This is a genomic window from Hyphobacterium sp. CCMP332 (genome assembly GCA_014323545.1).
Lineage (GTDB): Bacteria > Bacteroidota > Bacteroidia > Cytophagales > CCMP332 > CCMP332.
Genome location: CP058647.1, coordinates 1,122,522 through 1,143,713, shown reverse-complemented (window position 1 = coordinate 1,143,713; position 21,192 = coordinate 1,122,522). Strand labels below are relative to the sequence as shown.

19 protein-coding genes are annotated in these 21,192 nt (G+C 38.9%); 12 read left to right on the top strand and 7 right to left on the bottom strand.

The features are described from left to right. Positions 1–145: 145 nt before the first annotated feature. A complete protein-coding gene (locus HZR84_04970) occupies positions 146–412 on the top strand; it encodes a helix-turn-helix transcriptional regulator (protein ID QNL23192.1) in 267 nt (88 codons plus the stop codon). Positions 413–459: 47 nt separating this feature from the next. Then, complete coding sequence (locus HZR84_04965) at positions 460–906, top strand: peroxiredoxin (GenBank protein QNL21315.1); 447 nt, start codon at positions 460–462, stop codon at positions 904–906. Here the strand turns inward: HZR84_04965 and HZR84_04960 are convergent. Next, the gene (locus HZR84_04960; protein QNL21314.1) at positions 903–1,187 is read right to left on the bottom strand and encodes a hypothetical protein; all 285 of its coding nucleotides are present in this window, start codon (positions 1,185–1,187) and stop codon (positions 903–905) included. The two genes, HZR84_04965 and HZR84_04960, sit on opposite strands and share 4 nt — an antisense overlap. A 68-nt stretch (positions 1,188–1,255) precedes the next feature. On the opposite strand from HZR84_04960, the gene murI reads away from it, so the two are divergent. Then, the gene (gene murI / locus HZR84_04955; GenBank protein ID QNL21313.1) at positions 1,256–2,062 is read left to right on the top strand and encodes a glutamate racemase; all 807 of its coding nucleotides are present in this window, start codon (positions 1,256–1,258) and stop codon (positions 2,060–2,062) included. On the opposite strand, the gene HZR84_04950 is transcribed toward murI, so the two are convergent. Next, on the bottom strand, positions 2,059–3,381 hold the full coding sequence (locus HZR84_04950; protein QNL21312.1) for an alkaline phosphatase family protein: 1,323 nt from the start codon (positions 3,379–3,381) through the stop codon (positions 2,059–2,061). The two genes, murI and HZR84_04950, sit on opposite strands and share 4 nt — an antisense overlap. A 149-nt stretch (positions 3,382–3,530) precedes the next feature. Here HZR84_04950 and HZR84_04945 point away from each other — a divergent pair, with 149 nt between their 5' ends. After that, entirely contained in the window at positions 3,531–4,505 is a 975-nt protein-coding gene (locus HZR84_04945) for a polyprenyl synthetase family protein (protein QNL21311.1), read from the top strand. On the opposite strand, the gene HZR84_04940 is transcribed toward HZR84_04945, so the two are convergent. Both HZR84_04940 and HZR84_04935 read right to left on the bottom strand, forming a co-directional pair. After that, a complete protein-coding gene (locus tag HZR84_04940) occupies positions 4,506–4,994 on the bottom strand; it encodes a hypothetical protein (protein QNL21310.1) in 489 nt (162 codons plus the stop codon). It abuts the gene before it with no gap. Positions 4,995–5,029: 35 nt separating this feature from the next. Continuing rightward, the gene (locus HZR84_04935) at positions 5,030–6,244 is read right to left on the bottom strand and encodes a TlpA family protein disulfide reductase (GenBank protein ID QNL21309.1); all 1,215 of its coding nucleotides are present in this window, start codon (positions 6,242–6,244) and stop codon (positions 5,030–5,032) included. A gap of 332 nt (positions 6,245–6,576) precedes the next feature. Between HZR84_04935 and HZR84_04930 the strand changes: the two genes are divergently transcribed. The 6 genes from HZR84_04930 to HZR84_04905 are packed head-to-tail and all read left to right on the top strand — an operon-like array spanning position 6,577 to position 16,441. Further along, positions 6,577–12,048, top strand: coding sequence for a PKD domain-containing protein (locus HZR84_04930; GenBank protein QNL21308.1), 5,472 nt, complete (start codon positions 6,577–6,579; stop codon positions 12,046–12,048). A gap of 1 nt (position 12,049) precedes the next feature. After that, the gene (locus tag HZR84_04925; GenBank protein ID QNL21307.1) at positions 12,050–13,072 is read left to right on the top strand and encodes a type IX secretion system membrane protein PorP/SprF; all 1,023 of its coding nucleotides are present in this window, start codon (positions 12,050–12,052) and stop codon (positions 13,070–13,072) included. Between the two features lie 33 nt (positions 13,073–13,105). Then, positions 13,106–13,870, top strand: coding sequence for a patatin-like phospholipase family protein (locus HZR84_04920; protein QNL21306.1), 765 nt, complete (start codon positions 13,106–13,108; stop codon positions 13,868–13,870). Positions 13,871–13,911: 41 nt separating this feature from the next. Further along, positions 13,912–14,469, top strand: a complete 558-nt coding sequence (locus tag HZR84_04915; protein ID QNL21305.1) for a redoxin domain-containing protein — start codon at positions 13,912–13,914, stop codon at positions 14,467–14,469. Further along, positions 14,466–15,869 (top strand): hypothetical protein, encoded by a 1,404-nt coding sequence (locus HZR84_04910; protein ID QNL21304.1) that lies wholly within the window; start codon positions 14,466–14,468, stop codon positions 15,867–15,869. The genes HZR84_04915 and HZR84_04910 overlap by 4 nt, the downstream gene beginning before the upstream one ends. 17 nt (positions 15,870–15,886) lie before the next feature. Continuing rightward, the gene (locus HZR84_04905; protein ID QNL21303.1) at positions 15,887–16,441 is read left to right on the top strand and encodes a thioredoxin family protein; all 555 of its coding nucleotides are present in this window, start codon (positions 15,887–15,889) and stop codon (positions 16,439–16,441) included. Position 16,442: 1 nt separating this feature from the next. Here HZR84_04905 and HZR84_04900 read toward each other — a convergent pair whose 3' ends face one another. Both HZR84_04900 and HZR84_04895 read right to left on the bottom strand, forming a co-directional pair. Further along, positions 16,443–16,793 (bottom strand): Hpt domain-containing protein, encoded by a 351-nt coding sequence (locus HZR84_04900; protein QNL21302.1) that lies wholly within the window; start codon positions 16,791–16,793, stop codon positions 16,443–16,445. A gap of 4 nt (positions 16,794–16,797) precedes the next feature. Then, entirely contained in the window at positions 16,798–18,159 is a 1,362-nt protein-coding gene (locus tag HZR84_04895) for a sigma-54-dependent Fis family transcriptional regulator (protein QNL21301.1), read from the bottom strand. A 117-nt stretch (positions 18,160–18,276) separates the two neighbouring features. On the opposite strand from HZR84_04895, the gene HZR84_04890 reads away from it, so the two are divergent. After that, complete coding sequence (locus tag HZR84_04890; GenBank protein QNL21300.1) at positions 18,277–19,179, top strand: histone deacetylase; 903 nt, start codon at positions 18,277–18,279, stop codon at positions 19,177–19,179. Between the two features lie 96 nt (positions 19,180–19,275). Beyond that, positions 19,276–19,812, top strand: coding sequence for a rhomboid family intramembrane serine protease (locus HZR84_04885; protein QNL21299.1), 537 nt, complete (start codon positions 19,276–19,278; stop codon positions 19,810–19,812). Between the two features lie 527 nt (positions 19,813–20,339). Here the strand turns inward: HZR84_04885 and HZR84_04880 are convergent. Further along, positions 20,340–21,056, bottom strand: a complete 717-nt coding sequence (locus tag HZR84_04880; protein QNL21298.1) for a tetratricopeptide repeat protein — start codon at positions 21,054–21,056, stop codon at positions 20,340–20,342. Between the last annotated feature and the right edge of the window lie 136 nt (positions 21,057–21,192).

The following is a 21,192-nucleotide window of genomic DNA, read 5'->3' as shown; positions in this document are numbered from 1 at the left end:
TTAGTTCACTATTTGGAAGGTCAGGCCAAAGTTAAAATACTATACCAAAAAATTAACTCAGGTTGACTTAAAATTCGGTATTAATCATTAATGTAAATTAGAAACGATGGAAGTTCTTGTAAAAAACAATCACAACGAAGAAGAACTGGAAAAGACAGCCACATTCTTGAAAGCAATAGCGCATCCGATGCGTCTGGCTATATTGGACCTCTTGAGCGATGGTTCGAGCAAATCAGTTACACAAATTTATCAACGTCTAGGCCTTGAGCAGGCTGTGGCATCTCATCATTTGGGATTATTAAAAACCAAAGGTGTGTTGAATTCAAAAAGAGTAGGTAAGAATATTTATTATTCACTTGGCACTGAAAAATTAGTTGATTTATTAAAAGTAGCAGAGTCGTGTCTGGCTTAATCCAATTCTAATTCAAACAAAACGTCCTGCGGGGCGTTTTTTTTTGCATGAGCTTAAGAAAAGGAAGTAAAGCACCGCTATTTTCAGTTCCCTCCACTTCGGGACAAGATTTTAATTTGGCAGACCGCAAAGGAAAAATCACAATTCTGTATTTCTATCCTAAGGATTTTACCTATGGATGTACAAAAGAAGCCTGTTCTTTCAGGGATGAGTTTGAAAGTTTCAGAGAATTAGATATTGATGTCTTCGGGATTAATAAGGATAAAATTTCCACTCACAATAAATTTAGAGAAGAGCTCAATTTACCCTTTCATCTACTGAGCGATGAAAAAGCAAAAGTGGCTAAAAAATACGATGCCGTTCTGCCGCTAATTGGTATGATAAAGAGAATCACTTATTTAATCGATGAGGAATTGAGAATTATAGGAAAATTTGAAAGCCTTACGGGTTTTGATAAACACGTCAGAAAAATACTTGCACTCCACAAAGATTAACCTCCCTTTTTTTGGCCAAAGGTCTTGTCGAAAGCACTTTCTAAGTCCTCAGCGACTTTTTTAATATTGCCCTTAAACTTATCGATGGTTTCCTGATTATTGTCAACGAATCCTTCTACATCGTCTTCAACTTCTTTCATTTTTCTTTTGAGAGACTGAAAGGCTTGATTGATCTCACCGTCTTCTTCCGTGGCATCTTTTTTTAACTCATTAAATAAGTCTTCAAATTTCCCTCCGATTTCCGAGAGAATTTTCTTAATGTTCTCTGATCTTTCCGACATTTAGCATTTAAAAATGGTTTATATTTTCAATTTAATGATTTTTGAATAAAAATTTGACAAACTAATCCGTGAAAAAAGAAGATCCCATTGGAATTTTTGATAGTGGAATTGGTGGACTAACCGTAGCCAGAACAGTAAAGGATGTGCTTCCCAATGAGCAATTGATTTATTTTGGTGATACAGAACATCTACCATATGGGGACAAATCAACCGCAGCTATACAGGCATTTTCTGTCAAAATATGTGATCTTTTGCTACAAAAAGGTTGCAAGGTCATCCTTATCGCTTGTAACTCGGCATCTGTTGCCGCTTATGACTTGATTAAAGAATACGTAGCTTCAAAAGCATTGGTAATCAATGTCATAGATCCCATGGTAAATTATGCTGCAGAACATTTAAAGGATCAAAATATTGGATTGATTGGAACAAGACAAACCGTGGCCTCCGGTGTTTATCAGGAAAAAATTTCCGAAAAAATGAATGGCCTCAAACTTCAGGCATTGGCCACACCATTGCTCGTTCCAATGATTGAAGAGGGTTTTGTTTTTAACAATATCAGCCACGATATCATTTCCAATTATCTATCCATGCCTGAGCTCAAGGATATTGATGCTCTGCTATTGGCATGTACGCATTATCCTTTGATCCAAAATGAAATAAATGAATTCTATCAATCCAAAGTCAAGGTGGTCAATTCTGCAGATCCCGTAGCCTTATCCTTAAAAAATTTACTTGAATCAAAATCATTATTAAATGAATCACCTGCCGATGAGGATTCTTTTTATGTTTCGGATTACACGGCTTCCTTTGAGCGATCCACTAAACTTTTTTTTGGTGAAAAAATTAAGTTGGAAAGCTATAGACTCTGGTCTTAATTGAGGTCCTCTGCTTTAATTTCAAAATTCCAGAGTTCTTCACCATCTTTATTAAATAACTTCAGTTTGAGCAATCTTTCTTTGTAAGCGCCGGTTACTTCTATTGTTCCAAAACATCGTTCGCCAAAACTGCTACCGGGTATTAGCAGTGTATTTCCTTCATCCTCGATTTCGTAGGCTGTGGCCGTTAAAGGGCTTACAGTCCAGTCGTAAATTGGATATTGATCTTTTCTATCCAGTTTTGATAATTCGGAATGGTGGCGATCACCACTAAGGAAAATGACACCCTTTATATTTTCTTCACTGATAAGGTTTATGATTTCCTGTCTTTCTTCGGGAGCGAGATTTATATGGTTTTCATGAACTGCAGCATTGCTGATAAACTGCCCGCCGATTACAATAAATTTAAACCTGGCCGGACTCGATTTTAAAGCATTGATCAACCAATCAATTTGCGCATTACCCAAAATCTCCTTATCTCCGGTTTTACGTCCATTGGCAGTTCTGAAATAGCGGTTATCCAGCATAAAAAACTGGCAATCGTTCCAAAAAAAAGTTCCGGTTATTCCCCCATTCCCTGTTAAATTGTAATTGGGATTCATCCAGAAATCTTTGAATGCTTTTTCGGTTATTTTTTTATTCCAAAATGATTTATCCGAGTTATTGGGACCATAATCATGATCGTCCCAAATGGCAAAATGATGTGATCTTGCGAGCAAGGCCTGCATTTCTGAAACATCCCTGCTGTGCGAATAGCGATGATAAATGCCCGTTTTGCTGTTCCAATCCACTTCCCGCAGATAAGCGTTGTCACCCATCCAAAGCATAAAATCGGGATTTTCATTGTTTATTGAAGAAAACACCTCATAATTCCCTCCATAAGCCTTGCCAGGCCGGTCTACTTCGGGTTCGTTAATGTAAACACAACTACCAAGCGCAAATTTAACATCGGGAGGATCAGAACGGTGTTGCCATAAGGATTGCGATTGAAATTCTAGAGGATAGTCAAAGGCAATCTCTTTTTTATTTACAATGATGGCATAATTGTATTTTACTCCCGGATTTACTACTGCTATTAGATGACAAATAAATGAATTTTCACTTTGGCTTTTTACCATTGCAGTTTCCTTTTTTTCCTTCTCATTTGTGGCAGGCCAATATCTGACTTTAACATCGGCTTCTTTTTCGAGCTGAATCCAAATACCAACTTCTTTCATACTCGAATAACCCAGCATGGGGCCCGATCGCACAAGAGCGTTTTGAGCAAAAGCAATACTTGATAAATACAAAAAAAGGATAAAGAGAAAAGGCCTTTTCATTTATAAGTTTTTATTGAATAAAAGTATTAAAACTTTTTTATCGCACCTTGCTTAATTCTTAATGAAATGATATAGCATGGATTATTTGAAAGCAATCTAATTGGCTTTTTGCTTGCTAATGCAAGAGAACTTAATATTGCAATACCCAAATGAAAACCTCAATTAAAACTATACAAGCGCCAATCAAAGAGGAGATGAAAATTTTTGAAAAAAAGTTTCAATCTTCTATGAAAACCAAAGTCGCGCTTTTAGACCGGATCATGGGTTTTATCGTTAGCAGAAAGGGAAAGCAAATGCGTCCGATGTTTGTTTTACTTATGGCGCAAATGAATGGCGGTATTCGCGAAGAAACCTACAGGGGAGCCGCTTTAATTGAGCTACTTCACACCGCTACATTGGTGCATGATGATGTCGTTGATGACTCCAATTACCGCCGGGGGTTTTTTAGTATCAATGCGCTTTGGAAAAATAAAATAGCTGTATTGGTTGGAGATTACCTGCTATCGCGTGGTTTACTTCTGGCCATCGATAACGGCGATTTTAAATTGTTGAAAATCGTTTCCGATGCCGTTAAGGAAATGAGCGAAGGTGAATTGCTTCAAATTGAAAAAGCAAGGAAACTCAATATTTCTGAAGAGGTCTACTTTGAGATTATTAAACAGAAAACGGCATCGCTCATCGCTTCCTGTTGTGCGGTTGGAGCGGCCTCGACTAACTCAAGTGATGAAACCGTTCTCAAGGCCAGAGAGTTTGGTGAAAAAGTGGGGATGGCCTTTCAAATTAAGGATGATCTATTTGATTACGGAGCCGATGATATCGGAAAACCACGTGGCATAGATATCAAAGAAAAGAAACTAACCCTGCCTTTGATTTACACCCTGCAAAAAGTGAATTATTCACAGAGAAGAAAAATTATCAACACGGTGAAAAATCATTCTACCGACAGCAAACGGGTGCAGGAAGTCATCAAAATTGTAAAAGACTGCGGTGGTTTGGATTATGCAAAAAAAATAATGCATCAGTATAAGGACGAAGCACTTTCACTTTTAAAAGAATACCCCGATTCGGAAAGCAGAAGCTCAATTGAAGCCCTGGTCACCTATACGATTGAACGGAAAAAATAATTAATGTTCTTCGGCCTCTTGTTGAATGCTATGATCGCTGTCATGCATTTCTTGTCTTAGATCCGGCCGCCTGATTTTCCCGCCTTCATGTGCCACATTGGCCATTAGTGCAAAATTACAAATGGCAAGTACCAAAACAGAAATAGAGGCAATTCTCGCTCTGGGATGTGATTTAATCTGAAAATACAAGGCGAATGCCGCTAAAACACCCATAACCAAGCTGACCGGCATAGCGGATTCAGCCAATTCTTCGTGTTCATGGATCTGATCATGTGAAACACCCGGATACTCTTCCACCACATGCTCTGCTTCCTCACCGCTTTTGCTAACCGGAATGGCAGAAACGCCAGAAACAATCAGAATAATCAAGGCGGTATTAATCATAGATGAGTTTGTTTTCCAAAGTGCAAAAGCCAGAATCACAATTCCGGTTAATGTACCCAAAATTGGGAGGTGATTTAAAGCAAGATGAATAAGCGTAGCGTTCATGGTTTAAATTTTATATCGACAATATTAGAATATATTTATTTTTCTTCCAGCAATTCTTCGCTGAGTATTTCGAATTCTTTCACAAATTTTTCGTAGTACAAACCGGTTCCCGGCCCTGAAAATCCTGTATGGATTTTTTGCACAATCCCATTTCTGTCTATAAAAATCAAAGTAGGGAAAGACATGACCTGATTGAGCATAGGGAAAGCTTCAGAAGCCGCTTGTTTGTCAGACGGCCCGCCAAAAAGAAAGGTGTAATTGGCTCCGAGCTTATCCTTCACTTTTTGAACTCTTTCTGCTGCGTAGTCGAGATCATTTTTTCTTTCGAATGCCACAGCAAGAATTTCAAGGCCTCTATCTTTATTTTTTTTATACCAATCCGCGAGAAATTTGGTTTCATCCATACAATTGGGACACCATGTTCCAAATATTTGCACAAGCACAACCTTGCCTTTCAATTGCGGATTAGGGAACTTCACCGTATCACCATTCATATCTGGAAAGGCAAAATAAATGCTGTCATAGCCTTCCTTTAAATAGGTCAATTGATAAGCATCTTTTAATTCAACAGAATTATTGCGCTGCGCTGTCCAGGTTTCATTCCAGCTAATTCCCGATTTGAAATAACCACTTAACTCATCATTTTCCCCCAATCTTGCTTTAAAAAGAAAAGCGTGTTCACCATCGAAACAGGATAATTTTAATTGGTTTCCATCAACTTCACCATCGAGAAAACGATAGTCACCGGTTATTGTGAGAAAAGTTCCTTCTACTTTGCTTCCATTTTGTGAAAATTTTCCAAGGGCCAAAGTTGAATCTTCTGCTTCGGATTCAAATTGAACGGCCCATTTACCGCTTATATCCAAATTGGTTTTTGGATCTTCACTAAAGCGGTATTTAATCCCTTTTTGAGCAGAAAAAGAAAGCACATAGCCTTGAGCATACTTTTTTTCGAAAACACCCTTCATTGAATTGCCGATAATTTTGGCTCTCAATTCCGTATCGAAAATATGCATTTGGGCTTTTATTGAATCCTTTTCAATGAGTACGTCTTCTACTAATATTTTTTCATTACCATTGATCAACCACAACTTTAATTCAGCAGAATCCTCAATTATAAAATTAAAAGGAAGGGTATCATTTTGAAGGTAGAGTTCTGCCCGCCAGTTGCCGGAGGGTCCGGAGTTGTTTTCCTGGCAGGAGTAAAAGGCCATTACAATAGCTAAGTTCAGAATAGATTTTAAACTCATTATTCAAACTTAAGATGAATTACAGTTATTCAGTAATTATTTCATTGAATTGCCATTTCATTTTTAAAAATTGAATCAAAATTTGGGACTTCAGAAAATATTTATAAAAATCTATAAATAGAATTTTTTTAAAATTTTAGCAGAAAACCATGATGCAATATGGCTGAAAACCCTTAGCGGCGAATAATGATTTTCGTCAAATATGCCTTTAAAGCAAAACACAGGGCTTAAAGATGCGTAAATTTTCAGACGCTCTATTAAGCCTTACCATGAAAAATTGCATTAGGTGCATATTATTTATTAGTCTAATTTCATTGTTGCCTTTCCAATCAATGGCACAGTGTCCGGATGTCCTTGGGAGTTTCGGTACGGTCATCACACCATCGCAAAACCCTGTATGGATAGGATGTGGATCCGGGCCATTTACGGTCAATTTTCAAATGACCGGAGACATCACCGGTGCCTTTACCATTGACTGGGGCGATGGTAATTCCAGCAGTGGCAATGGATTATTGAGTACTGCATTTATTTCTCATACATATGCCGCGACCGTAGATACATTTAATGTGACCTTCAGCAATGCCTGTGGAACAATATCGGGTTTGGTGGTTATGGAAGAAGCAGTGATTGCTTCGGTTAAAACCGGATTTGGCGGTGTCACTAAATCATGTGCGCCTGCCACCCTGTTTTTTACAAACCAGAGTGTCCATAACTCACCAAATACCACTTATACCTGGGATTGGGGCGATGGAAGCCCAATAGAATTTTATGGTCCTGCAAATCATGGAGACACTCTTGCCCATACTTATTTAAAAGGGACAGTGGATTGCGAAACCGAAGTGACATTAACCGCCGAAAATTTCTGTACGGCGGGAAATCCATCTCAGAATATTTTAAGGCCAATACAGATATGGGACATTGACTCAGCCATTATAAATGCATCGCAAACGTTGCTTTGTTATCCGGATACGGTAGTCACATTTACAAATGTTTCAGATTTAAATTGTGCTACACCTGCACTGGGCAACACCAAACAAAGATATGAGCAATGGACATTTTTTGACCTCTACGGGCCGGGTCAGGATTCTGTGATTGGCTGGGGACCTTTTCCGGTTTCGATTCCAAGAACCATAGCTTTTCCGGGACCGGGTACATATACCATTCAATTGCTTGACAGTAATCAGTGTGGAATAGCCACCGAAATAATGCAGATCGTAATTACAAGTCCGCCATCGGCAAATTTTTCATCACCGGATACCGTATGTCAGGGCGATCTTATCAATTTTACAAACCTTTCGGGCAATGGAGCCAATGCATTTCAATGGAATTTTGGAGACGGAAATTTTAGTACTAATACAAACCCTACATATAGCTATGATACTTCGGGTTTACAGACTGTAAGTCTTAGTTCAAGTATCGCGGGTGGCTCTGCTTCTTGTTTGGATGTTTTTACCAAAAATATTTTTGTTTTAAAGGCGCCCGATGCCTCTCTCCTTTTGAGTGATGACAGAGGTTGTGACTCTTTAAGTGTGAATTTTCAGGATAATTCAAGTCCTGATGTAAGCATTTGGAACTGGAATTTTGGAAATGGCCAAAATTCAAATGCTCAGAATCCGGGAACAATTTTTTTTGACAGCATAGGATCTTATGAAATAACCCTTCAGGTTCAATCAGCCAAAGGATGCATTGATTTAACCAGCGATACGGTTGATGTCTTTATGTCGCCAATTGTCAATATCTCTCCCAATGCGGTTTGTCAGGGTATAAATACTCAATTTATAGATCAAAGCATTTATTCTCTGGGCGATTCCATATTGAGCTGGAACTGGGATTTCGGGGATGGCACCAATTCAGCATTGCAAAACCCCAATCATATTTACCTAAATGCGGATACCTTTGATATTGTCCTTTCCATCAATACCAATGAATGTACCGGAATAGATACGGTCAGCATAATCGTGGAACCTGTCCCACAGTCGATTTTTACATTGGATTCAATTGAGGCTTGCTCTCCTTATCTTTTTACTACGAATAATCAAAGCGATAGCATGGGCACGCCTAGTCTGCAATATTTCTGGTACGTCGATAATACTGTCTATTCAGGCTCAAAGGATACTCTCATTTTATTACAGAACAATGCTGTTCAGGATAGCATATACAGTATTAGTCTGATAGCGGAAACCACTTTTGGCTGTAAGGATTCATCAGCAATTGACGTTACCCTATTCCCCGAGGTCATGGCTTCATTTACACATACGTCGATTGACCTTTGTAATCCCGATTCGATACAATTCAACACCATACTGAGTGGAAATGTAAACAACGTTTTTTGGGATTTTGGTGATGGCAGCACAAGTAATGTCTTTAATCCATCGCATTTATTTACCAATGACTCACTGACCATTCTGGAATTCCCTGTATTGTTAAGTGCAAGCTCTTCAAAAGGCTGTGTAGATAGTCATAGGGATACCATTTCGATTGGTCCGAACCCCTACTTTGATTTTACATTCAGCCCTTCGATATCATGTTCTCCGCTTAATGCCACCTTTAGTGCAGAACCGGGGGCTGTTTCTTATAACTGGGATTTTGGTAATGGCCAACCGGGCATTGGACAATTTACCCAAATGACCTACACTAGCACCGTTGATACGGCATTTAATGTCACTTTGCGTACTTTAAATGCATTCGGTTGTCGCGATACAATTCAAAAATCTTTAACCGTTCTGGGTGGTGCAAAAGCTGACTTTAATTCATCCGTCAATACATCCGTTTGCGCGCCGGTTCAAGTTGAATTTTACGACAGTTCTGTAAATGCTCAAAACCTTTACTGGGATTTTGGAGATGGCACTCAAGGCACAGGAAATCAGGTCAATCATACTTATAACAATGATTCTTCATTTACACTCGTTTTTCCGGTTCAGCTAATTGCTGAATCTTCATCCGGTTGCAGAGACACGCTGGTCAAGGATGTATTAATAAAACCCGAATTGAAACTCAGCTTCAATTTTACGCCCGATAGTTTTTGCGGCCCTCAGATGGTTGCTTTTAACGCCATCGGAGTGGCAAGTGCTTACTCCTGGGATTTTGGAGATGGATCGAATTCTGTTGGTCAAAATACAAGCCATACCTATTTATCAAATGCCGATTCCTCATATCTCATAAGATTAACAGGTCTCTCATCATTCAATTGCCGGGATACGGTTTACGATACGCTGAACTCAAAATTGCAGGCAAATGCCCAAATAGGGCCGCTTGTTATTCCCGCAGGCTGTAGTCCGGCATTGAGTACATTTCAAAACCTCTCAAGCGATGGCGATGAATTTTACTGGGATTTTGGGGACGGTTCCTCAATCCTAAACAGCAGTGATACAATAGTCAATCACATTTTTGTCAACAATGGATCTCAAAACCAAACATTTACCATTGAGCTTATTGCAAGTAAATTGAATGGTTGCTCGGATACAGCATTGAAAAATATTGTTGTTTATCCGAAGGTTGATGTGGCCATCAGCGCTCTGCAGGATAGCATTTGCAGTGGCAGTCTTGCTCAGTTTATAGTTGATAATAACATATCAAACGCCGATATATACAATTGGGATTTTGGCAATAATTCCTTTGGAACGGGATTCACCGGTAATTCAAGCTATATAAGTTCTGTGGATTCCATATTTCAAATTGTTTTGCAAGGACAGTCTTTTCAGGGATGTACAGATTCTGATACGGTTGATCTCCTGGTAATTCGACAGCCCAATGCCAACTTTAACACAGTTTATCCAAACCCGGCCTGCACACCATTGAATGTTTCATTTAACAGTTCCTCTGATTCGAGTTTTAATTATATCTGGGATCTGGATAATGGTACGGTGATTAACAATCAATTCAACGGAATTCAAACCACTTATATCAATACTGATTCGATGCCAAAAATATTTCTGCCCATCTTAATTCTCTCACCCGGTGGAATGTGTGCCGATACATTTATACAGTCCATTAGTGTAAATCCTGTAACAAGCTACGACTTTGTCGGCACGCCGTTGAACGGCTGTTCACCCCTGTCAGTAGATTTTAATGCGGAATCAGGCGCAATTCTTTATGAGTGGAATTTCGGGAATGGCAATAATGGAATCGGGCAAAATACGAATCAGGTATTTACTACGAATCTGGATACATCTTTTAATGTGCGCTTAATCAGTACCAATACCTATCAATGCAAGGATACCACAGTTAAAACCATAGACATTTACCCAAGTGCCAATGCACATTTCACTACGGTAAATACGCCCATTTGTACTCCGGCAACAATTAATTTTTTTAATCTATCCGATACAAGCAAAGCAATTTCATATAAATGGGACTTCGGAGACGGAAATATTAATATTTCGTCAGCTTCAAATGTGAGCAATACCTATGTCAATACCACTGGGAATCCGGTAAACTATTTAGTCGAGCTGATAGCTTTTGCCAATTATGGCTGTAATGATACTGCTACAAAAACAATAACAATTTTACCACAGCCAAATATCAATATTGGGGTGGATACCATTGAAGGTTGTAGTCCATTGGAAATAGAATTCACTGCTCTTGGCAATGCGAGCAACTATTTCTGGGAATTTGAAAATGGAAACAGCGATGCCGGCGTACTCAGTCGTCAGGTGTTTGTAAATGATTCTGATAATGACTCAATTTTCTCTGCCAGACTTATTGGGCAATCTTCCGAAGGCTGTGCGGATACCATATACAGTGACATAAATGTATTGGTCAAACCCATTGCTCAGTTTTCTGTAGACAATCCAATTAAAAACCTTCCCGATAAGACCTTTCAATTATTTCAGGAATCGCAAAAGGCAAATGAATTTTATTGGAATTTTGGAGATGGCTCTCCACAGATCCCGGGAAATCCTGTGGACTATACCTATCAGGAACATGGCCAATACCTGATTACTATGATTGCCCAAAACAGAAGCTGTTTTGATAGTGCTGAAGTAATCGTACTTATCAAACCCGTCGCTCCTATACCTGATTTTGATGCCTATGGTGTGGGCTGTGCACCCCTGAAGGTTGATTTTCAGAATTTTTCGGATTATGCAAAAAGCTACGAATGGGATTTTGGAGATGGTATTAAATCCAATGCTGAAAACCCGGTGCACACTTATGTAAGTCCGGGAATCTATCAGGTAAAATTAACGGCGATGAATGAATTGGATTCCATAAGTGTAGAATACGATTCAATTGCTGTGGTCTTTGAAAACCCCGAGGCAAGATTTTCGCTGAGCAAACCGGGTGATTCTGTAATTTTTATTCCTCGAAAAACCATTGCCTTTAGAAATTACTCCAAAGGGGCTATCAATTATTTGTGGGATTTCGGCGATGGAAGCATTTCTATCGTAGAAAATCCGGAAAAGGAGTACAATCAATTGGGAGAATATCTTATTTCATTGATAGCAGAAAATGAATTTCAATGTAAAGACACCGCTTTTCTCAGCATCAGGGCTAAAGAAGGGGGGGCAGCGAGTATCCCAAATGCATTTACACCCAATCCCAATTTCTCCAATGGGGGACAAATAAATTCTTCAGGAGTTAATGATGTATTTTTTCCGGTCACCGATGGTGCTACCGGAATGCACATGCAAATATTTAACCGCTGGGGGGAATTGATATTTGAGAGCAAGCGATTGGATATAGGCTGGGATGGTTACTATCGTGGAAAACTGTGCAAGCAAGATGTGTATGTCTATCGCATTGCTCTAGATTTTATCGATGGGCAAAAAAGAGTGGAAATTGGGGATGTAACATTATTAAGGTAAAATGATGAAAGCGAAAATTGCAATAGGAATTATAGGCTTGTTTTTAGTGTTTGAGATTAAGGCACAGGATCCTCAATTCACCCAATTCTTTTCATCAACTGTAAGTCTAAATCCGGCTTTTGCCGGGGCCACCGAAGATTTTAGATTTCAAAGTACCTATAGAAATCAATGGCCGGGAATTCCCGCTAATTATGTTTCGACGGCATTTACATTGGACAAGAATTTGTCGCACGTAAATAGCGGCGCTGCATTTATTTTTTCAACAGATAAGGCGGGTACAGCAGGTCTTTCCAATAATGAATTGGGTTTTGCCTATGCTTACAAATTGAATTTATCCAGAAAATGGGGAATTAGGGTAGGTTCACAACTTTCTTTGCACTCATTGAATTTTGATTTTTCCAAGCTGACCTTCGGCGATCAGCTGGACTCAAGGGGAAAGATTTTTTCAAGTACCAGCGACGATGCCATAAATAATGGGATCAATTATTTCTCATTTAGCACAGGCGCATTACTTTACTCAAAAAAGTTCTGGGTTGGAATAACAGGAAGAAACCTGAATGAACCCGATCAGTCGCTCTACGGAGAAGAGCCCAGTACTGTGCCGCCTTATTTTAGTATTCACGGTGGATTGGAAATTCCGCTAACCAGAAGAATGTGGAAGAATCAGCAGCAGGTAAAAATGGTGCCGGTTTTTCATTACAAGAGCCAGGGAAGATTTGATCAACTCGATTTTGGAGGCTATTTACAATACCAGAACACAGCATTCGGTTTGATGTACCGAGGCCTACCTTTAAAAAGATATGACCGAACAGAGGGAAATCACGATGCACTCGCGCTCTTTATGGGTTTTCGGGTTTATACTTTAAAAATTGGATACAGCTATGATCTTACAGTATCTAAGCTCAGAGCCGGTACCGGTGGAGCACATGAGCTCAGCTTAGTGTATGAATTTCAATTCCCACCCGGAAAAAGCAGGGTTAAACCAAAGAAAAAAACTTTAAGTTGCCCTGATTTCCTCAAATAATATAAATTCACGTTTTAATTATTTCGATTTTGTATGACCGGAAAATCTGTATCGCTTTGCCTGAGTGGAGGAGGGGCAAGGGGATTGGCACATATTGGTGTCATAAAAGCCATTGAGGAATTTGAAATGAATGTGAAGGCGGTGTCCGGAACCAGTGCCGGATCAATAGTAGGCTATATGCTTGCTGCCGGGCTTAAAAGTCACGAAATGGCAGACATCGCCAAAAAGCATAAGTTTTACTCGGCTTTTAAAATGTCGCTTTCAAAAATCGGCTTGGTGAGCATGGAGAACCTAACTACGATTTTCAAGAAATTTATCGATGTCGAGGAATTTGAAAATCTTAAAACGCCATTTTATGTCGCGGTATCCAATCTAAGAACTGGCGATGTGGAATATATTCACAATGGAAATATTCACAATGCCGTAGTGGCTTCCTGTTCTATTCCAATGATCTTTTCTCCGGTGAAAATCAAAAATGAATTATACGCTGACGGAGGCTTGACAGATAATCTGCCAATTAAACCCCTTGAGGATTTTGAATATGATATAATTGGTGTAAACATCATGGGCGATGGATCCGGTAAAACGCCGGATTCCTTTGCAAAATTGGTGGATCGAACGATTGATATTGTAGCATGGCAAAACACAAAACACGCACTGAATAAATGCAGATACCCCATAAATATTATTGAAGCTCAGAAATATGGTATTTTTGATTTTAAGAAAGTCGATGAACTGGTAGAATTGGGTTATAATGAAGCTTTGAAAATATTTAAAAAGGAACCTGATTTTGTCTGATTTGTTGGCCTATTAAAGATTAATCCTCTTGCATATTTCTTATGAATAGGCTTTTATCCATTTGCGTGCTGATCGCAGTATTTTCCTGCAACAAGGAATATAACAAAGTTCCGAATGACCTTGATTTACCAATTATTTCAGGTGAAGAAGCCTGGCAGGACATCGCGAACAACAAAGTAAGAGTTTATTATTTTTTATCCCCTGAATGTCCTCTTTGTCAAAATTATGCCGTAGCCATGAGGGAATTGAAGAATAATTTTCCTCAGATAGAATTCGTTGGCATCGTGCCGGGAAAAGAATACAATAGCGAACAAGTAAGGAAATACCTAATTCGTTTTGGATTGGAATTTAATACTTATTTCGATCCTGACTTTGAGCTAAGTAATGCCCTTGGTGCAGAAATAACGCCGGAGGCTTTTTTATTGGATCAGAATGGCAATGTGCGCTATTCCGGAGCTATTGATAACTGGGCTATTTCACTAGGCCAAAAAAGAACCGTAATTACAGAAAGATATCTTGAAGATGCCATTGTGGCGACGCTTGAGAATCGCGAGATTAAAATTAAATCTACCAGCGCTGTGGGATGCTTTATTCAATGAAAAATTACCCTTCTTTTCTAATCATCTGTTTGTTTTTTCTTTCCTGTTCAGAAATTGGAAAAGATAAGAGAGGGGCTGATCAGGAAAAGGTTGAAAAAATAGCTCAAGTCATTGAAAACCCAACTTTCAGCGAACATATTGCCCCTTTTTTTTATAATAATTGCATGCCTTGTCATAGGCCGGGGGAAGCAGGTCCTTTTTCATTGATTACCTATAAGGATATTAAAAAAAGATCAGAGACCATTCAGTTTGTAGTCGAAACACGCTATATGCCACCCTGGCCTGCTGATCCAAACTACAGACATTTTCTGGGTGAGAAATATCTGGAGGAAGAGGAAATTCAAACCCTAGTCAACTGGATAGACAATGGAATGCCAATTGGAGACAGTACTGCAATTCCCGAACCACCAACATTTCCGACAGGCAGTCAATTGGGTGAACCCGATCTCGTTATTGAAATGGAGGATTCATTTTTAATAAAAGGCATCAATGTGGATCATTTCGTTTTTATTAAAATACCTTTTGAGCTTGAAAAAGACACTTTTGTGAGATTAATGGAATTTGTGCCGGGCAACAGACAACTGGCTCATCACATGAATGGCCATCTGATTAATTATACTTCACACAAAAAATCAGATCATTTTGCAGGTGAAAAAATCGTTTTTCCCGACTCGCTGGGAACACGCAATGCCTATAAAGTGATGGGTCTTCTTAACGATGATGGGACCATGCCTGAGATACGCACCTTGGTTTGCAATTATTTACCCGGTGTTTCTCCTGTAGCCTATCCGGAGGAGATCGGAGGTTTTAAAGTCAGTAAAAAAGCCGCATTTTTTATGCAGGACATGCATTATGGGCCAACGGCGGTGGATCAATGGGATAAATCAAAGATCAATATCTTTTTTTCCAGAAAAAAACCCGAAAGAATTCCGCATGAAACGCAAATGGGCACGCTGGGAATATCTCCTGTAGAACCCGAACTGATCATACCACCGGATACCATAATGACTTTTTATACAAAATATCAGGTGCCGCAGGATATTTCACTTCTTATGGTGAATCCCCACATGCATTTGCTTGGTCGAAAGTTTAAAGCCTATGCAGTAACATTAAAAAAAGATACCATTCCGCTAGTAAAAATTGATAGTTGGGATTTTCGCTGGCAGTTTTATTACAAATTTCCTAAAATGATAAAAATTCCGGCTGGGGCTACCTTAGTTGCCGAGGGATTGTTCGACAATACAGCGGATAATCCTTTTAATCCCTTTTTTCCTCCACGAGAAATCAGGGAGCCGGATCATAGCATGAAAACCACAGATGAGATGTTTCAATTTATATTTACTTATTTACCTTATCGCGAAGGAGATGAAAATATCAGTCTGGAAGTAAATAATATTTAAACTAATAATAATTACTTATGTCACTTACCGATTCTAACATGATGCCTTTGAAAACAGGGGCTCCTGAATTTGAAATCATAAATACCCTGGATCAAAAAAAATACACATTTGAAAGTTTAAAAGGAGATAAGGGTACACTTGTATATTTTATCTGTAATCATTGCCCTTATGTTATTCATGTGATTAATGAATTGGTAAAAATTTCAAAAGTGTACGAAAAAAGGGGAATAAAAACCATCGCGATATCTTCCAATGATATCGAAAAATACCCTGAAGATTCGCCGGAGAAAATGAAGCAATTTGCTGAAGTGCATCGATTTGCATTTCCCTATCTCTTTGATGAAACACAGCAGGTGGCCAAAGCTTATTATGCCGCATGTACCCCTGATTTATATTTATTTGATGCTAATGATAAATGCTTTTATCGCGGCAGATTGGATGAAGCAAGACCGGGCAATGATAAACCGGTGGATGGCAAAGATTTGAGAAATGCTTTGGAGCAGCTACTCAATGGCAAGACTCCGCCAATGGATCAGTTTCCAAGTGCCGGATGTAATATCAAATGGAAATAAATCAGGATTTCAACTCATTCAGAGCAACTTTGAGCTCAGAAAAAGCCAGCTGACATAACTGATCCAACTCAGTAATTTTCTCTTCGATTTTAGCGATATCTGTGCCTTCATTGGCATAATCTTCCAATGCAATGGTAATTTCTTTACCATTTTTAATTCCCATGAATGTCATGGAGGGTTTCATTTTATGAGATATTCTGGCAACCATGTTATAGTCCTTATTTTCAAAGGAGCTTTTCATTTCCTCTAAGAAAGAAGGTGTTGAACTCAGAAAGAGCTCTACCATCTCCTGAACAAAATCCTTGTCGTTTGAACTGTATTGGTGCAAATAGGCTAAATCGGTTATTGCCATAATATTAGTTTTGTTCTTCTTCCATTTCTTTTAAATAGCGATACAATGTTGATTTACCAATGTTTAATTTTTTAGCAACCAACAATACATTATCATCGTATTTTTTTAGAAAATGGCGAATAATATTAAACGTGTAATCTCTTAAGCTCTGTTCTTCCAATAGGAAGTTTTCACTTTTATCAATACTTGTAAATGTAATATCTTCTGATTTAAGTTTTTCTCCATCTGACATTACAGCTGCCAATTCTATCACCGCTTTTAGCTCTCTCACATTTCCCGGCCATGAATAGGCCATTAATTTCTTTCTTGCACTTTCTTCAATATTAATTGAGCCCATGTTATTTTCTTTGGCAAATGAGTTAAGAAAATGTTTGGCCAGTATCAGAATGTCGGAACCTCTTTCGCGCAAGGTTGGCAGGGTAATCGGTAAACCGAGCAAGCGATAATAAAGGTCTTCCCTAAAATTTCCTTTTTTAATTTCCTCGGCCAGATTCCGATGCGTGGCAACCAATATTCTGACATTTAGCTTTATTGTTTTGCTTCCGCCAACCCGAGTTATTTCTCTTTCCTGTAACACCCTGAGCATTTTTGCCTGGAGATTGATATCCATTTCGCCGATCTCGTCAAGAAAGATGGTCCCACCATTGGCTTCTTCAAATTTTCCTTTTCTCTGAGTAATGGCACCCGTAAAGGCTCCTTTTTCATGACCGAATAACTCGCTTTCGATCAGGTCTTTGGGTACAGCTGCGATGTTTACAGCTACAAATGCTTTGTTTCGCAATGCCGAATTGTAATGAATGGCTTTGGCAACAACTTCTTTTCCCGTGCCCGTTTCTCCGCTGATAGAAACGGTTATGTTTGTATGAACAGCCTTTTCCAATAATTTAAAAATGGCCTGCATGGAAGGACTTTTGCCTATAATGCTTTTTTCAAACTCGTATTTATGCGCTATTTCTTCGCGTAAATGTTCGATTTCATGTTCGAGTTCATTGGTTTTTTTGGCCTTGTTAATGGAATTGAGCAGTCTGGTACGAAGGTCTTCTTCTTTGCTGATGTAATCGAAGGCGCCCTCTTTTATTAAGGCAACCGCAGTTTTAACATCTTCCTGTCCTGAAATGATGATGACAGGAATTTCCTTGTTATAGTAGTTTATTTTTTGAAGCAGTTCGCCCCCGCTAAAATCCGGAAGCGAGTAATCCAGGGTTATCAATGAGGGTTTTTCCGGTAGAGCATTGAGTAAATCTTTGCCATTTTCAAACATCCTAACCTCGTGCTCGGGATCTAATTTTAGGGTGTACTCCAATACTTTGGAAAAGCTGGGGTCATCCTCAACCGCAAATATTTTAAAGCCTTCAATGTTTTTCATAATGGGAAAGAAACACAAATTTTCCCATATTGGGAAGCTAATTCTATTTTTTTGGACTTATTTTATAAAATATAGAATGAATCAGAAACGCTGTTTAGAAATTCTTGTTTATTAGACATGCTAAAAATTGCCTGGTCCGAGGAGTACCATCATCCCTTACCCAAAAATCATCGATTTCCGATGGAGAAATATTCTCTCATTCCGGAGCAGTTAAAATACGAGGGTACAGTTTCGGATTCTAACTTTTTCATACCCAAACTGCTTTCTGAAAAAGATATTTTGGCCGTACATTACGATTCCTATTGGGAAAAATTAAAAAAACTGAAACTCAGCAAATCGGAACAAAGAAAAACCGGTTTCCCTCTCAGTGCAGAATTAGTAAGGCGGGAATTGATCATTACGCAGGGGACCCTTGATTGTGCCAAATACGCATTGAAATTTGGCTGTGCCTTTAATGTGGCAGGTGGGACGCATCATGCATACAGAGACAGGGGAGAGGGTTTTTGTTTGCTTAACGATGTAGCCGTCGCATCTCAATATTTACTTAATTCCAAGGTCTTGGGGAAAATTCTGGTCGTTGATTTAGATGTTCACCAGGGCAATGGAACGGCAAAAATATTTGAAAATGAAGAGCGGGTTTTCACCTTTAGCATTCATGGTGAAAAGAATTATCCCATGAAAAAAGAAGAATCGGATCTGGATATTGAATTGGCTGATGGTACCGGCGACAGGGAATACTTAAAGGCACTAAAAGAAAACCTTCCTAAACTCATCGACTCAGTTCAGCCGGAAATTATTTTTTTTCAAAGTGGAGTCGATATCCTTTCGACGGATAAACTGGGCAGATTGGGATTGTCCAAAGAGGGTTGTCGGCAAAGAGATAAATATGTCTTTGAACAGGCAAAAAGTAATGATATTCCAATTGTGGTTACGATGGGTGGCGGTTATTCAGAAAAAATTTCCGACATTGTGGATGCGCATGCCAACACCTATAGATTGGCGCAGGAAATTTATTTTTAATTGTTTTCACGACGCAGATATTATTTTTTTCGCTGGTTGGGCATGCCACTCATACTCATTGGGATCATGTTTTGGATCAAATTATTTGAATCCAAAATGGGATTATCCTTTTCGGATTACGGTGTGTTTCCGAGAAGCTTTTCAGGTTTAAAAGGGCTCTTTTTCGGCCAGTTCATTCACGGGGATTGGGAGCATCTGATATATAATTCCATACCTTTTCTACTTTCAACTGCTGCCTTGTTTTTTATGTATCCACGCGCTGCCATTAATTCATTTATGCTATGCTTTTTTGTACCCGGTGTGTTCGTTTGGCTGTTTGCAAGGGAGTCTTTCCATATCGGTTTGAGTGGTGTTAATTATGCCTTATTGGCTTTCCTTTTTATATCGGGAATCATACGAAGAGACCAGCGACGGCTTGCCATTTCAATGCTTGTCGTTTTCTTGTATGGATCCATGATCATTGGACTCTTTCCTGTTAAGGAAGGCGTTTCATTTGAAAGCCATATTTCAGGCTCAATTGTAGGTGTTATTCTGGCTATTGTTTTCAGAAAGTCGGATCCGAGGAAGAAATACAACTGGGAAATTGAGGAGGAGAATCGAACTGAGGAAATAGATAGGCATTTCGATAATTGAAAAAATTAAATTGAGACTTCAATCCCGAACCCCGCCCCCGCAATAAATGCGGGGAAATGCGGGGAAATACGGGATTAGAGTAACGAAAACTTTTGGGGTTTTACCGTTAATATTAAAACAAGGCCATAAACTCTTCCGTTATTCCAAGACTTGCTTGCCCTGAAGACCGAAAGTTCTTCATGGGTTCTTGGAATCTCGAAAAATTGGCTAAACATCAAGTCTCCAATTTTCGGCTACTATGGAATCTCGAAATATGATTTACAAAAGACTCAAATGTGTTTCTATTTCAGAGCGAAGTGCCTGTCATGAAGAGATGCAATCTTCTTTATGGAGGAAACTCTTTATTTGTTCTTATTAATTCATGAAATGAGACTCTTCCTAAAAAAATCATGACCCATTCAGACAAACTTTTACTCTGAAAGAGGAAAATCCCTTTAACTTATTAGCGAAATTACTCTTCGAACAAATCCTTTTCCGCATTTAAAGTCGGCATTTAAGCGGATTAGATGGCTGTAAAAATGTTGTTCTTAAATGGATTTGTCCCGAAACAAAAACTTCAAAAACCTTTTCCTTTCTTCTCCACTTGAATATAAATCTCCAATGGTATTGAAATAGGTTTTAATTAATCCCTTCTTCTTGCTATTTGGCTTTTTCTGTGTGTCTGCTCTCTGTGATTTTATTTTTTCAATGGCTTCATCCCTGAGTTTTTCAACATTCTGGAATTTTTCACCTTCGCTTTCTGACATGATGGAATCGGCTCTTTCAAAACGCTTTTTTGAGCTCTCCTTATAGCCAATTTGTTCTTCCAGCAATCCGAGATTATTCAGAGCAATGGCATCTTCGGGATCAAGCTCAATGCATTTCTCATAGTTTTCAATGGCTTCGAAAACCAATCCGGCTTTGGCTTGTACGAAAGCAAGACTTGAATAGCGGTATGGATTTTTATCATCCAGATCAAGTGCTTTTTGAAAGTCTTCAATGGCATTATCGAATTGTTTCAGATGTACCTTGGTCACTGCCCGCTCCGATAATAGTTCAGCATCTGTAGGAAGTAAATTGCACGCTCTGTCAAGGTCTTCCAATGACTTTTGGTGATCATCCAGTTTTCTGTGACTTATTCCCCTGGCGTAGAGTGCCTGTACTTCAAATGCGTTGAATGCAATATATTCGTTGAGCTCTGAGACGGCTTCTTTGAAATTGCCCTCTCTGAAATTTTGAATACCTCTGTTTAATTTGTCGTCCATGAAATTTTAACAATTCTAATAGAAAGGAGTTCTATTTTTGAATACGGAGTAGTGAATTCGGATTTCGGAGTACGGAATACGGAGTATGGAATATGGAATACGGAGTACGGATTTTTAATCTTCAATTACCTTCAAT